Origin of the sequence: Mesorhizobium sp. BAC0120 (genome assembly GCF_033542235.1) — a bacterium.
In the GTDB taxonomy this organism is placed as follows: Bacteria; Pseudomonadota; Alphaproteobacteria; order Rhizobiales; family Rhizobiaceae; genus JAWRCU01.
In genome coordinates this window covers 12,575-26,840 of sequence record NZ_JAWRCU010000010.1, presented here as the reverse complement: position 1 = coordinate 26,840, position 14,266 = coordinate 12,575, and the positions used below count along the sequence as shown (strand labels likewise).

The 14,266-nt window shown below is 63.1% G+C and carries 14 protein-coding genes; 10 read left to right on the top strand and 4 right to left on the bottom strand.

The genetic code is table 11. The features are described 5' to 3' along the window. Positions 1-4: 4 nt before the first annotated feature. The 3 genes from SAZ10_RS21195 (at position 5) to SAZ10_RS21185 (ending at position 4,368) form a co-directional block, all read left to right on the top strand. Positions 5-2,203: a xanthine dehydrogenase family protein molybdopterin-binding subunit gene (locus SAZ10_RS21195; RefSeq protein WP_318611355.1), complete on the top strand. Its 2,199-nt coding sequence runs from the start codon at positions 5-7 to the stop codon at positions 2,201-2,203. Between the two features lie 27 nt (positions 2,204-2,230). Further along, positions 2,231-2,827: a redoxin domain-containing protein gene (locus SAZ10_RS21190; protein WP_318611354.1), complete on the top strand. Its 597-nt coding sequence runs from the start codon at positions 2,231-2,233 to the stop codon at positions 2,825-2,827. Positions 2,828-3,351: 524 nt separating this feature from the next. Continuing rightward, entirely contained in the window at positions 3,352-4,368 is a 1,017-nt protein-coding gene (locus tag SAZ10_RS21185; RefSeq protein ID WP_318611353.1) for an oxidoreductase, read from the top strand. Positions 4,369-4,441: 73 nt separating this feature from the next. On the opposite strand, the gene SAZ10_RS21180 is transcribed toward SAZ10_RS21185, so the two are convergent. Further along, a complete protein-coding gene (locus SAZ10_RS21180; protein ID WP_318611352.1) occupies positions 4,442-5,326 on the bottom strand; it encodes an AraC family transcriptional regulator in 885 nt (294 codons plus the stop codon). A gap of 187 nt (positions 5,327-5,513) precedes the next feature. Here SAZ10_RS21180 and SAZ10_RS21175 point away from each other — a divergent pair, with 187 nt between their 5' ends. The 4 genes from SAZ10_RS21175 (at position 5,514) to SAZ10_RS21160 (ending at position 8,888) form a co-directional block, all read left to right on the top strand. After that, positions 5,514-6,515: an aldo/keto reductase gene (locus tag SAZ10_RS21175; protein WP_318611558.1), complete on the top strand. Its 1,002-nt coding sequence runs from the start codon at positions 5,514-5,516 to the stop codon at positions 6,513-6,515. A gap of 251 nt (positions 6,516-6,766) precedes the next feature. Beyond that, positions 6,767-7,789, top strand: coding sequence for an LLM class flavin-dependent oxidoreductase (locus tag SAZ10_RS21170; RefSeq protein WP_318611351.1), 1,023 nt, complete (start codon positions 6,767-6,769; stop codon positions 7,787-7,789). A 230-nt stretch (positions 7,790-8,019) separates the two neighbouring features. Next, positions 8,020-8,547, top strand: a complete 528-nt coding sequence (locus tag SAZ10_RS21165; protein WP_318611350.1) for a hypothetical protein — start codon at positions 8,020-8,022, stop codon at positions 8,545-8,547. Further along, entirely contained in the window at positions 8,544-8,888 is a 345-nt protein-coding gene (locus SAZ10_RS21160; protein ID WP_318611349.1) for a hypothetical protein, read from the top strand. The genes SAZ10_RS21165 and SAZ10_RS21160 overlap by 4 nt, the downstream gene beginning before the upstream one ends. Before the next feature lie 12 nt (positions 8,889-8,900). Here the strand turns inward: SAZ10_RS21160 and SAZ10_RS21155 are convergent, their stop codons facing one another. Beyond that, positions 8,901-9,416, bottom strand: a complete 516-nt coding sequence (locus tag SAZ10_RS21155) for a hypothetical protein (protein ID WP_318611348.1) — start codon at positions 9,414-9,416, stop codon at positions 8,901-8,903. A gap of 191 nt (positions 9,417-9,607) precedes the next feature. On the opposite strand from SAZ10_RS21155, the gene SAZ10_RS21150 reads away from it, so the two are divergent. Next, positions 9,608-10,045, top strand: a complete 438-nt coding sequence (locus tag SAZ10_RS21150) for a hypothetical protein (protein WP_318611347.1) — start codon at positions 9,608-9,610, stop codon at positions 10,043-10,045. 70 nt (positions 10,046-10,115) lie between these two features. Here the strand turns inward: SAZ10_RS21150 and SAZ10_RS21145 are convergent, their stop codons facing one another. Then, on the bottom strand, positions 10,116-10,628 hold the full coding sequence (locus tag SAZ10_RS21145) for a hypothetical protein (RefSeq protein ID WP_318611346.1): 513 nt from the start codon (positions 10,626-10,628) through the stop codon (positions 10,116-10,118). 661 nt (positions 10,629-11,289) lie between these two features. Between SAZ10_RS21145 and SAZ10_RS21140 the strand changes: the two genes are divergently transcribed. Further along, positions 11,290-12,138, top strand: a complete 849-nt coding sequence (locus SAZ10_RS21140) for a hypothetical protein (RefSeq protein ID WP_318611345.1) — start codon at positions 11,290-11,292, stop codon at positions 12,136-12,138. A gap of 102 nt (positions 12,139-12,240) precedes the next feature. Here SAZ10_RS21140 and SAZ10_RS21135 read toward each other — a convergent pair whose 3' ends face one another. Beyond that, positions 12,241-13,161, bottom strand: a complete 921-nt coding sequence (locus tag SAZ10_RS21135; protein ID WP_318611344.1) for an acetamidase/formamidase family protein — start codon at positions 13,159-13,161, stop codon at positions 12,241-12,243. 502 nt (positions 13,162-13,663) lie between these two features. On the opposite strand from SAZ10_RS21135, the gene SAZ10_RS21130 reads away from it, so the two are divergent. Then, positions 13,664-13,963: a hypothetical protein gene (locus tag SAZ10_RS21130; protein ID WP_318611343.1), complete on the top strand. Its 300-nt coding sequence runs from the start codon at positions 13,664-13,666 to the stop codon at positions 13,961-13,963. The last annotated feature ends 303 nt before the right edge of the window (positions 13,964-14,266 follow it).

Sequence of the window (14,266 nt, the reverse complement as noted above, 5' to 3'; positions counted from 1 at the left end):
GATCATGATCATCGATCAGCGCAAGTCCCGGGTTTCCTGTCGGGGTGAGCAGGCTTCAGCAAACATTCTCTCGCGGCGCAGCTTCCTGCAGGCCGCCGCAGCCGCGGGTGGAGGCTTGGTCCTCAGTCTTACTCTCCCGCTGGGACGGGGCGAGGCGGCCGAAGCCGGCGCATTCACGCCCAATGCGTTCGTCCGCGTTACAGCTGACGGCAAGATCATCTTGACCATGCCCTATGTCGAGATGGGACAGGGCACTTACACGTCGATCCCGATGCTCATCGCGGAAGAGCTGGAGGTCGACCTGAAGCAGGTGCAGCTGGAACACGCCCCTCCGGATGACAAGCTCTATGCCAATCCCCTGCTTGGAGTGCAAGCGACGGGAAACTCCAGCGCGATCCGTGCAGCATGGGAGCCGATGCGCCGAGCCGGCGCGACGGCTCGCATCATGCTCGTTTCGACTGCGGCTGCCCGCTGGAAAGTCGATCCCCAGACCTGCCATGCGCAGAGCGGCGAGGTGATCCACGCTGGGACCGGGCGGCGTCTCGCCTACGGCGAACTTGCTGCCGATGCGGCACACATGCCGGTCCCCGAAAACGTAGAGCTCAAGCGGCCACAGGACTTCAAACTCATAGGCACACCTGCCAAACGCCTCGACTTGCCTCAGAAGGTGAATGGAACGGCGGTCTACGGAATTGACGCTCGTCCGCCGGGCGTGAAAATCGCGACCTTGGCGCAGTCGCCTGTCTTCGGCGGCCGCGTGAAGAGCGTCAACGACGCGGCGGCGCTAGCGGTGAAGGGCGTCCGCCAGGTCGTGCGGCTGGACGATGCGGTTGCCGTTGTGGCGGACCACATGGGAGCGGCCAAGAAGGGACTGGCAGCCCTGGCAATCGAGTGGGACGACGGTCCGAACGCAGCGCTCACCACTGAGGCGATTGCCGCCGATCTCGGGCAGGCGACGCTGAAACCGGGTGCCGTTGCCCAGAACATCGGCGATGTGGAAAGCGCAATGGCCGGGTCCGCCACCAAGGTCGAGGCGACCTATCAGGTTCCGTTCCTGGCGCATGCGGCGCTGGAGCCGATGAACTGTACCGTCCATGTCCGCAAGGACGGCTGTGAAATCTGGGTCGGCAACCAGGCCATTACTCGAGCGCAGGCTTTCGCGGCAAAGGCCGCAGGAATGTCGTCAGACCAGGTGGTCCTGCATAACCATCTGATCGGCGGCGGCTTCGGACGCAGGCTGGAGGCCGACGGCGTCTTTCGCGCTGTCGAAATCGCCAGGCATGTTGACGGTCCCGTGAAGGTGGTATGGACCCGCGAGGAGGACATCCAGCACGACATGTACCGGCCCATGTTCGTCGACCGGCTCTCTGCCGCCCTCGACGCCAAGGGGATGCCGGTCGCGTGGAACAATCGATTTGCCGGGTCTTCGATCATCGCGCGGTATTTTCCAGCGTTCTTCAAGGACGGTCTCGATCCCGACACCACTGAAGGCGCGATCAACCTCGTCTATGATCTCCCAAACTTCCACGTCGAATATGTGCATGTGGAACCGCCGGGCATTCCGACGGCGTTCTGGCGCAGCGTCGGACCGTCTCACAACGTGTTCGTGACCGAGAGCTTCATGGACGAGCTTGCGGCGGCGGCGAAACAGGATCCGGTGGCATACCGCCTGGCTCTCCTCGACAAGGTACCTCGCGCCAAGGCCGTCTTGGAGCTGGCCGCGGAAAAGGCCGGCTGGGGCGAGCAGCTGTCGCCGCGAACCGGGCGAGGCGTCTCGATCCAGAACGTGTTCGGCACCTATATGGCGCAGGTCGCCGAAGTCGAAGTCTCACAGGATGGTGGCGTTCGCGTCAGACGTGTCGTGTGCGCCGTCGATTGCGGGGTGGTCATCAATCCCGACACCGTCAAGGCGCAGATCCAGAGCGCAGTCATGTTCGGCATCACCGCGGCGCTTCATGGCGAGATCACCTTGAAAAACGGTCGCGTCGAGCAGACCAATTTCGATACCTACCAGATGCTGCGCATGAACGAAGCGCCGTCGGTCGAGGTCCACATCGTTCCGAGTACCGAGGCGCCCGGCGGAATGGGGGAACCCGGAACCTCGGCCATCGTCCCCGCTGTAGCCAACGCCATCTTCGCGGCTACCGGAAAGCGCCTGCGCAAGATGCCGATCGATAGCAGCGTGCTAAGGCAGCCGGCCTGAGCCTGAAAAAAGCGACGAGGGTTCCAAATGCGAGCCGATATCGTTCCAGGATCGGTATTTCCGGACTACGAGCTCTCCGACCACGCCGCCAAGCGGCGAAAGCTATCCGATCTGCAGGGCACGGATCCGATGATCCTCGTGCTCGGCCGGGGCGGCTTTTGTCCTAAGGACCGACGGCAGGCCGAAGGGCTTGTCCTGCTCCACCGCGAAATGGAAGTGGGTTATTGCCGGCTCGTTACCATCACCACCGACAATCTTCTGGAGACCAACGAGTATCGCACCGGCGTAGGCGCACACTGGACTTTTCTCTCCGATCCTCGACGGATCGTCCAGCAAGACCTCGACATCGCCGAATATACCGACCCCACGCACAACCCCATGATCCCGCATGTCGTCGTGCTGGAGCCAAGCCTGATCGTGTACAAGATCTACAATGGCTATTGGTTCTTCGGGCGGCCTACCGTGGAAGAACTCCGGCAAGATCTGCGCGCCGTTACGATGAAATGTCGGCCGGATTGGGATATCACGACGCCGGAACTACGGGCCGCCTGGCAAGCGGGCCGCAAGGCGCTTTTCTATCCGTACGGGAAGACGCTCGCTCAAACACTTCATGATCAGGAGTGAAAGCAGCTCGGGCGCTCATCGCTACATCGATGACAGGGATGTCGCGGCCGAACTGACACACTTGGTGGAACTCGAGTGATCGTCTCTACCCAGCCAGTTCGAGCGCGATGAGCGTGGCGCTCGGCCGGCTCGCCGTTGGCGGCAAGATGGTGGTGGTTCGCGCTCACCCGATCCCATCGAAGTCTCGTCATTGCTGCTGATCGGCTGGCATCGAGCATCCTATCAGCGGATGATGCGCAGCCCGGTTTTGAATGATGATAACGACGGATTAAACCAGCTAGACGGTCGGGCATCACAACCCCGCCCCGACCGGGCCGACGCTAACTTCTCCTCGCTTTTGAACCGGCTAAGCCCGGACCGTAGTGCCCGAAGGAGATCTGGGTTACGAGCCTGGAACTAAAGCCAGGTTTCGTGCGGCGCGCCGGTGATTGACAGGATCGTGCAAGAGCTTGACCGCATCGCGCTACCGCTGCGAATGGCGTCTGCGATTTAACGGAGGCCCCAAACAACAGCGGAGACTTCCCATGAACACCACCCCTCAGAGACCCATCGGCTCCGGTTTCGGCGCCGCTTCGACCGCCGCCGAGGTGATCGCCGGTCACGACCTGTCCGGTCGCACTGCCATCGTCACCGGCGGGTATGCAGGCATCGGGCTGGAAACTGTCCGAGTCCTGCGCGCCGCCGGCGCACGCGTCGTCGTCCCTGCGCGTGACCTCGCAAAGGCGAGGCAGGCGCTCAATGATATGCCGGACGTGGAAATCGCCCGGCTCGACCTCATGACACCCGAAAGCATTGACGCCTTCGCGGAGGGATTTCTGCGGTCAGGCCTTCCGTTGCATCTGCTGATCAACAACGCCGGGATCATGGCGAACCCGCTGACTCGCGACAGCCGGGGTTTCGAATCGCAGTTCTCGACCAACCATCTCGGCCACTTTCAGCTGACCACTCGTCTGTGGCCGGCGCTCGTTCAGGGGAAGGGCGCGCGGATCGTCAACGTGAGCTCACAGGGCCATTTCCTTTCCCCGGTGGTGTCCGACGACATTAACTTCGAGCGCCGCGCCTATGATCCTTGGGCAGCATACGGACAGTCCAAGACCGCGAACGCCCTGTTCGCAGTGGAGGCAGATGCGCGCGGGGCGGCGCAAGGCATTCGCGCCTTTGCGGTGCATCCGGGCTCGATCGTCGACAGCGATCTCAAGCGCTTCCTCAGCAAGGACGATCTCAAGGCGACCGGCACCCTCGATGAAGACGGCAAGGCCATTATCGACCCGTCCAGAAACCGCAAAACCATCGCGCAGGGCGCTGCCACGACGGTGTGGTGTGCGACCAGCCTGCAGCTCAACGGAATGGGCGGCGTCTATTGCGAAAACTGCGACATCGCCGAACAAGTCCCGGCCGAACTCATTGCCGGGGCGGCGGATGGCTCTGCCCTGAATTTTCCTACAGGCGTCATGCCTTACGCGCTCGACCCCAATGCCGCGCGTCGGCTTTGGCAGATGAGCGAGCTGATGCTGCGGAGCAGGGTTGAATCTTTCGCATGACGAAAGATCCGGTTCAATGATGGCTCATCTCAAGGTGGACCAAGATGCATTCCCTCTGCGGGCTCGGTAGCCGTTATCCCACCCGCAGAGGGTCGAAATCTAAGCTCGCCCTGAGCCGCGCTGCGTCTCGGCCCGGCGGTGCGCCGAACAGGCGCGCGTACTCACGGCTAAACTGGCTAGGGCTGTCGTAACCCACGCTGAAGCCGATGCCGGCTACGTCGTCCGGCTGAGCAAGGAGCCGTGCCCGTGCCGTCTGGAGTCGGATCTGCTTCTGGTATTCGAGGGGGCTCATGGCGGTCGCGGCCTTGAAATGCCGATGGAAGGATGCAGGGCTCATCGCGGCAAGAGCCGCGAGGCGTTCGATCCGTATCGGGGCAGCGAAGTTGGCCCTTAACCACGTGATGGCGCGATTCACCTGAGAGAGACGACTGTCGGCCAGGACGATCTGGCGGACCATGTAGCCACTCGGGCTCTGCAACAGCCGCCAGAACACCTCTCTTTGGATCGAGAGGGCGAGGACCCCGATGTCCTGTGGGCGGTCGAGCAGCCTGACCAGCCGCAGCATCGCATCGAGGAGATCGGGTCCCGCGCGGTTGACCTCGAACCCGGCGGTGGCGCCCCAAGGCAGCGCCATGGGCTCGGCGATCAGGCTCGCGAGCACGTTCAGATCCAGAGCGAGCGTGACAGCGGAGTAGGGTGCTCTCGTCACCTGTCCCGTCGCCGGGAGATCCACGGACACGGCCACGTAGTCGCCGGGCGAAACATGGAATACCCGCCCCCCGAGCACGGTCCGCTTCGCGCCCCCGAGGATCAGGGCCAGGACAGGTCGGTAGATGACATAGGTCGCCACCGCGGGATCGGTTTCGATGTAGAGAGTGAGGCCGGAAACGGCCGTTTCGGTCGGACCTTCCCGGCCGTGCCGTTCCACGAGCTTTCGAATTTCGTGCAACTGATCCATGGCTGCCGCCTGTCCTCGTGAGCGAACTTTGGAAGTTCACTGGCCCCGATTGATAGGATCGTACAAGAGACTGGCGGCATCGAGCTACCCCTGCGGAAACCGGTCGGGCTTTAAGGAGGCTCTCAATCAAGGAGACCTTCCGATGAACATGAATATCAGGACTGAACAGACGATCCGCCCCACGTCCATGGCTACTGTGGAACTCGGTAGCCAGGGGCTCGCCGTCAGCGCGCAAGGGCTGGGGTGTATGGGAATGAGCACAACCTACGGTCCGAGTGACGAAAGCGAAAATCTGGCCACGTTGGCGCGGGCGCTCGAGCTCGGGGTCACCTTCTTCGACACCGCCGAAGTCTACGGCCCATTCCTCAACGAGGAGCTGCTCGGCAAGGCTTTCGCAGGCAAGCGCGACCGCATCGTGCTCGCGACCAAGGTGGGCTTCCGCTTCACCGAGGCCGGCCGGTTGGCTGTCGTCGATGGCCAACCAGTCGTCACCGGCGACGTGGCATATCTCCGCCAGGAGGTAGAGGGGTCGCTGCGGCGCCTGCGCACGGACGTGATCGATCTTCTGTATCTCCACAGGATTGCCACCGACGTTCCGGTCGAGGAGACTATCGGCGGGCTCGCTCGGCTGGTGGACGAAGGAAAGGTGCGCTTCCTCGGCGTCTCGGAAGCCTCGCCGGCCTCGATCCGCAGGGGCCACGCGACACATCCGCTGACCGCTGTGCAGGCCGAATATTCGCTGTTCGAACGCGGCGTGGAGCAGAACGGCGTGCTGGCCACGGTGCGGGAGCTCGGTATCGGCTTCGTGTCCTACGCCCCGCTAGGCCGAGGGTTTCTGACCGGTGCGCTGAAGACCCTCGACGGCTTGGACCGGACTGACTTTCGGCACAGCGACCCGCGTTTCCAGGATAGCGCGCTTGTCGCCAACATGGCGCTGATCGAACGCATCATCGCCCTCGCCGACGCCAAAGGCGTGAAGCCCTCGCAGCTTGCCATCGCCTGGACCATGCGAATGGGGACGGTTCCGATTCCCGGAACACGCCGTATCCGATATCTCGAAGAGAACGCCACAGCGGTCGACGTCGTGCTTACCGATGACGATCTGCGGATGCTCGATGCCGTTGCGCCAGCCGGCGCCGCGGCAGGCGACCGCTATTCGCCGGGCATGATGAAAACGCTGAACAAGTGACGGACCGCGGCGGGGGCAACAGGCGATCCTTCATTGGAGTGGATCGTGCCAGGTTTGGGAGCGAGCAAGGGTCCGTCCCGGCTCGCTCAGGGGAAGCGCCCCGCACTTGCTCGAGTTGCAGCACGCGACAGGGGCGGGGCCGACGGTTTGGAGTTCGCGGCGCTCGCGAAGTCGTGCGCCGAGACCACGGAGCGGCGTCCCAGCGCCGCTCCTTTCATTGAACCGTAACCTGCAGCTCCTACATCCACGCAATGAAGAAGATCGGCTTCCTGTCTTTCGGACACTGGACACCCTCGGCCCACTCGCAGACGCGGTCGGCGTCCGACGCGCTGCTGCAGTCTATCGAGCTCGCCGTCGCCGCCGAGGAGCTGGGCGCGGACGGCGCGTATTTCCGAGTGCATCACTTCGCTCGCCAGCTCGCTTCGCCATTCCCGCTGCTGGCAGCCGTCGGCGCGAAGACCAGCCGCATCGAGATCGGCACGGCCGTCATCGACATGCGCTACGAGAATCCGCTCTACATGGCCGAGGATGCGGGCGCTGCCGACCTCATTGCCGGCGGACGGCTTCAGCTCGGCATCAGCCGCGGATCGCCCGAGCAGGTGATCGACGGGTGGCGCTACTTCGGCTTCGCCCCACCGGAAGGACAGACCGATGCCGACATGGCCCGTCGCCACGCGGAGGTCTTCCTCGAGGTACTGCGCGGCAAGGGGTTCGCCGAGCCCAATCCGCGGCCGATGTTCCCCAACCCGCCCGGTCTACTGCGACTGGAGCCCCATTCCGAGGGCCTGCGCGACCGCATCTGGTGGGGTGCCGCGACCAACGCGACCGCCGAATGGGCAGCGAAACTGGGGATGAACCTGCAGAGCTCCACGCTCAAATTCGACGAGGGCGGACAGCCGTTTCACGTCCAGCAGGCCGATCAGATCCGAGCCTTCCGCGCGGCCTGGAAAGCGGCCGGTCACGAACGCGAGCCGCGAGTGTCGGTGAGCCGCAGCATCTTCGCGCTGATGGACGATCGCGACCGGACCTATTTCGGGCGAGGAAACCAGAGCAGCGATCAGATCGGCTTCATCGAAGAGAACACCCGTGCGATCTTCGGACGGAACTATGCCTCCGAGCCGGATGCCCTTGTCGAGCAGCTGTCGAAGGACGAGGCCATTGCCGAGGCCGACACGCTGCTGCTCACCGTCCCCAATCAGCTCGGCGTCGACTACAACGCTCATGTCATCGAGGCCATTTTGAAGCACGTGGCTCCCGCGCTGGGGTGGCGGTGAAGGGCAGGGCAATAGGGCAATAGGGCAATAAGGCAGTAGGGAGAGGGCGGAAACAAGGGGGCGGCACGACATAGTGGCGGTGTAGTCAGCGGCCGACAGGATTGACTTGCAATTAGATCGCAGCAGCAGACGCTTTGCCCTACTGCCCTACTGCCCTACTGCCCTACTGCCCTACTGCCCTACCGCCGAGCCCGAAAGTCTGCCATGCTATCGGACGGCGGAGGGGCCCGATGAGACGGTGGCTGTGGATCATCTTGGCGGCAGGGCTTCTGGGCCTTTCCGGAGAATTCGCGGCTGCCGAGGGCATTCTCCAGGCCGACCGCCTCGGGCCAGTCAGGCTGGGCATGAGTGTGGCGGAGGCGGAAGAGGCGCTCGGTGCGACGCTCGCGCCGGTCACAGGTGACCGCCAGGAGGCGTGCTGGTTCGCCGGGCGCGCGGACGGAGCCGATCCCGGCATTGCCTACATGGTCGTGGCCGACCGCATTACCCGCATCGACGTCCTGAAGCCTCAGGATGGCCCGACACCTTCCGTCACGACGGCGGCCGGGATTGGGATCGGGGCCACGCTTGCCGAGGTTCGGCGTCGCTACGGCCCGGCCCTGCCGCTTGTGCCGCACCCGATCGGAGCCCTTTCACAGTGGGCTCTGGTAGAACCGTCCGACCAGGGCGGGATTCGCCTCCATATTGCGGACGGAAAGGTGATCGAATTCTGGGCGGGGAGGGAGCCTTATCTAGACTACCCCGAGGGATGCTCGTGAGGCGCGGGAAGATCGCGGACGGGCCCGAAACCAGGTTTCGTGTCGGCCCGCTTGCTTCATGGCCGGCGCTGGCGTTGATCGTGGCCGGCGGCGCGCATGCCGAAACCGCGATAGGCCAGGTCGGCCCGCCGACACGCGAGGAGATCGCGGCGGCCTGCGGCTATGTAGCCGCCATCCCGCCCGCGGACATCAAAGATTACACCATCCGTTCCGGGGTCTTCGATATCGACGGCGATGGGAGTTTCGAGACGGTGCTTGGAACGGAGAGCTCCGGAACCGCCCATGGTGACGACCAGGAGATCCTGGACCGGAGCGGCCAGCCTGTGATGCTGATGCCCTAGGATTTCGACTATTCAGGCGACCTCCTGTTCGGTCAGCGCTGGCTTCTTCATCGCGGCCGGGCGTATCTGCTCGGATTTGCCGAGGAGGAGGCCGGGTATCTGCGCTACCTCGCCTTCGCGTTGCCGGGCGGTGCCCTTCACCTCGGCTGCACCTTCGACACCCAGGTAACGGAGGAATTCCGGGCGCTTGACCATGCCGACGACCAACTGTGCCGCACCGTCGCTCAGGGTGGCGCAGAGGGCTTGCCCTTGCGCGAGCTGCCGGATGAGGAGCAACGGCAAGTCCGGGCAAAGGCGGATTTCCCGGGCAACAAGACGATGCTGAGCGGCTATGTGCGAGCTGATTTCGCCAATGACGGACAGCCACGGGAGCTTGCTCATCTGACTTTCTCGAGCGGGGCCGGCCGCGGCTGCAGCGCCACCTACTTCGATTTTCCCGAGGCGTTGGACGCAGCCGCCGTCGACCCCCGACAAGATCTTCTCATGCGCTTGCAGGGCGTGCATCCCGCGGAGGTCTTCCTGACGCATGATTGCGGGGGCGCCCAAAGCCGATGGTTACGGGTCGACGGACGAACCTACCTGGAGACGCGCTATCCAGGCGCGGCACCGACCAGCGAGCGAGAGGAACTGCATCGCCTCGCTGTTATCAGGGACGGCGAGCCCAGGATGGTGTGCGTGGGACGTTTCACGAAGGCCTGGATTGTCCGGCAGGGGCCGCAATGAGCCGCCGAATCCATTTGGCTGCCCTGACTGCTGCGCTGCTAGTCTCGACTGGCGCAACGGGCAAAACCTGTCCTTCTGCGAGTCCGGATGCTGCCGCCCGACAATTCGCGAAGCTCTACGAGATCGACCGGCTTGCCGAGCTGCCTGGCCAGGCCTCGACCGGCGGGATTGCGGTGAAGGTCGTGCACTCAATTGTCGAGGATGAAGACCGCGCTTTCCATATAGGCGGTCTGGCCGAACTTGACGGGATGCTGATGAACGCACACACCTCTGCGCTGCGTGGATCTGTCGGAGAACCGGTCTGTCGGGGACTCAGGTGCCGCTTCGAGTACGAGGGCGTGCTGCACGGCCGGCTCTATCTCATTGCCGTCGGATTCAAGCGAGTCAATGGCTGCCTTGCGATTACACATATCGAGCTGCTGGACGGCGATTAGCGCATCGGACCCACGAGTGCGCAGCGGTGTTCGGACAAATCCGATAGATAAACAAAGAGCTGGAGTTGGCTCACTCCAGCAGCAGCCACCAGTTCGGGGCAATGCGTCGGTAGACGAGATGAGTACCCAATTCGGCGGCGGCTTTCTCCAGGTCGCCCGTGACCTCGTCGCCGGACGGGCGCGCCTCGTCATAGACGAAGCTCTTGGCCGATCCGCTGACCGGGATCCCGGAGGCGTGGAAGAGAAACTCAACGGAACGCCCCTCCCGAAAGAATCCGCCCGGCAGCCCCGCTCTGCGACATAACTCGCGGTAGAGCGCCAGCCGCTCCGGCGAGATCCCTGCCGCCTGCAAATCCTCCGGCTCGGTATAGTCCTTCCCGAGCCGCTTGAGGCGGGTGTCGTCATGCACCATCGAGACCAACTCCTCGAACGTGTCACGATGAAGCTCCCAATGAGCGATCATGGCGTCGTCGCTGGGATGCGGCCCGGATGGGGCCGCCAGCCAGAGCGGGAGAATCATGAACGGCATTGCCGCAAGCCCAACTGTGCCCAGCAGGAGGATCGCGACCGTAAAAAGGCTCACGGCAGGGTTCCGGCTGGTTTCGTCGCTTGCAGGCTCTTTTTGCGGCATCAGGCAAGGTTGCAGGGCAATAGGGCAGTAAGGTAATAGGGATTGAAGACGATCGCACCGGCACTGGCCCCCAGAACGACTTCATCCGTGTTCAGCGTGCCGGGTGCGGCGGCCGCGGTGCCGGCATATCCGCCGACAGGCTCCTTGATACCCTCTCCCGGTCCAACGACGGCTTCACGTCCGCGCTGTCGCAGCCTGGTTGCTTTCCGATGGCCATAGCAGCTACGCCGAGGGCGCGTGCTTCCCCAAAGGGCAATATCGCTCGAAGCAGTTCTCCGTAATATTGCCGACGGGTCACGTCGATTGCGCCTGTTTGCCCGGGGCCTGCAGGACCAGTCACCCGGATCGCCCGCGGGCCCGGTCGCGCCGATCGATTCACCCAATCCAAGCGGCAGGTCACAAATCGATGAGAAGATGCGACATGGAAAATCCTCCATCGCTTTGAGATCACTCGCCGCAAGCTGATCGCGACGCTGGCGAGACTGGGAGCGGATCTTGCCGGAAGTCACGGCCAACTCAGACCTACGGATCGAGCACAGGATCCGTTCCGACTGTGCCGCAGGAGGATTCCGCGCTCCGAACGATCAAAAGGCGACAGGAAAGGAGCCCAGCCATGTTTACCAGGAATCTCGCGTGCCTCGCGCTCATTGCCGGCGGCCTTTGCTCGGCGACCTTCCAGGCGTCTGCGCAAGACTCGGGCGCCAAGCCGAACGTGCCTCTCCAGAAGAGCATCGGCCGCGTCACTCCGACGGGGCCGGTCCCCTCGCTCTTCGTCGTCAACTCGTCGGGCGCGACGCTGGACAATAACAAGCTGACCATGACCGGTGTCGCGGCAAACTCGATCGTTTTCGCCGATCGTCCCGTGCGTGCTGCCGGTCACGTAACCACCGAACAGTTCATCATGCAGTGGGACGAAGGAAAGAACAACTTCTTCAACGATCCGCCCAACGCCACAATATCCACCCTGGGCGGCGACGGCTCCAAAGTCAGCGATGCGGTGGTGGTGCTGCGGGCGCCCAAGCTCGAAGGAGGGAATCTTACCTTCGAGGTTTCTGTCCTGGAAGGGAGCCTCAATGGATCGAGCGGGCCCGCGGCACTTTTCATCGACCGTGGCGGGTTTGGAGGCTTCCATGGAGGCGGCCTCGGCGGGGGCGGCCTTGGTGGTCGCGGCGACTTTGCCGCTGGCGGCTTTCACGGAGACTTCGACCGTGTCGGTGGTGGCTATGACCGTTTTGGCGGCGACCGCTTCGGCGATAATCGATACGATTATGACCGAAACATAAATATCGACCACAGCAACTACAACTACTGGCATGCCCCGGAATACCACGGTGCCTGGTACGCCGCGCCGGGTGTGGGCGCCGCCGGCTTTGCCCTAGGAGCAACTGCCGCGGCGCGCCCCTGGTACAATGACTACAACTACAATCAGTGCGGCTACTATCCCTATCCGCCGTGCTATTGAATGGTTCCTGCCTGCGCAAGGCGCGGAGTGATCGCAGGCGCCTCGGTCAGGGTTCCGAGGCCGCCTCGATATGGCGGCCTGGCTTGCCACGATTCGCAGCGATCATGCCCCTCGACGTTTCGACAACCACTTCTTTCCGATACGGCAGACCATGGTGAAAGCCGGATCGAAGACATTGCCCACGTCGTAGCGGACGACCTGTCCCATCAGGTGGCTCGCTGCTTGAGGGCTCAGGCCGTAGTCGCTGGTCAGCCAGTTGAACATGTCTGTCGTCGCGTGTTGCAGCGCCTGGTCGAGCGGCCGTGCGTTGCCGACCGAGAAGATGTCGGTGGCGTTCTCGCCGCGCGGCCAGACAAGCTTGCGGTTTTTTTCCACCGTCAACCGTACCTCGACCTCGAAGCAGGTTTCGATGCCGGTGCCCACGATCTCGCCGTCTCCCTGCGTCGCGTGACAGTCGCCGAGGAAGAACAGCGCGCCGGGCACCGCGACCGGGAACCATACAGTCGCGCCGGGACAGAAGCCGCGGTAATCCATGTTGCCGCCGTTCTCGGCGCTGGTCGCTGTGGAAAAGGCTTGGCCGATGGCCGGCGCGACCCCGAAGCAGCCGATCATCGGCTCGAGCGGAAGCACGAAATCCTCAAGGCCCGGCACAGCCGGGTCCAGCGTCGTGGTCAGCGCCTGCCGATCTATGCGCCAGTTCACCTTGTCGCGCGGCGGCAGGCCACGGACGAATTCCGGGTCGACGACATTTCCGGCGAGCGAAGCGCGGGTCCAGCCGCTTGCCCGGATCGGAGTCATGCGCAGGATTTCAACCCTCAGCGCATCGCCCGGTTCGGCGCCCGTCACGAAAATCGGGCCGTTCATCGGGTTCGGCTCGGCTGCGCGCTGCACACCGTCCTTGTCGATGCCGTGCGCATCGATCGTTTCGGTGATCACAATGTCGCCCGAGGCGACGGTGAGGGCGGGAGGCAGCGTGCCAAGCACGTTCTGCCATTCGGTGGCGGTAAAGCGGTGCGTCGTCATGGGGGAATGCCTACCCGAGCGCCGCAATTGCGGCAAGCTCGCCTGACGTTAGTGGCGATCCTTTCCTGAAGACAGTTCGCCGATAACCGAGGGCGTGCTCGGCCTGAGTTTATGCCTCGCCGATGCCCGCGAAAGAGCAGCGCGCGTCGAACCGGAAGTTGCAGAAGCAGGTCTTCTGTAATCAAGAACAATTGTTCTTTGGGGAGGTCAACGTGATGAGCTGCGCGCCTGCGACCTTTGGCGCTGCTGTCCAATACGGGCGGCAGCCCATGGATATCCTCCTGAGAGACGGGCAGTTCGCAGTTTTGGCGGCGCCTCTGACGAAACAATCAACCGAGCTTGCTGCCTGCGTTCCCCTAAGGACAATATTGCTTCCCCGAGCCGTGCAGTAGGCTTGCCGTCGGGTGCTGCGCGGTCCGTTGTTATCGCTGCATCACCCGCAACGAGAGGACGCGCCTTGCCGCGAGATTTGCGTGCAAGCCGAAGGGAAAGGAACGAAGTCATGAAGCATCTGTCAATTGCCATGTTGGCATTGTCTTTGTCGGCCGGCGCAGCCTTAGCTGCGGACGCTCCGTCGAAGGCGCAGATCGATGCCTGCCTTAGACACGCCGACGCCTATAACAGCGCTGCTCCAGGGACCGCGAAGTTCAACGGCGCCGCTACAGCCAACGTAGCCTGGATGGGACCCGGCGCAGGTGACAATTTTCGGCTGCAAATAGATTCCGGCGGCGGCGGCACTGATCTATCTTGCACGGTCAGCCCGGACGGCAGGCGGATTTCGCTTGAGCCCCTCAACGGCTAAACCCAATTCGAGCGGCCCGAAACAGCGAGCGTGGGCACCTGTCCAGGGTGCCCGCGCTGAGCTGCCATTCTACGTCCCGTACGGTCTGGTCGCCGAATTGATCCCGAAGTGGCCCATAATGGAACATCTTTCATCATTGATTGCTATTGAAGTTAAATAAACATTATACTTTGGGCTAAACCAGCAGTTGTCGGTTCACGCCGTGTTGTAGGACCTTCTTTACACTGGAAGGGCTGGAAGATATTATTGTGACGTCGACTAGCATTGTCCGTTATAATCTTCAGTCGACTAACAATGATGGTC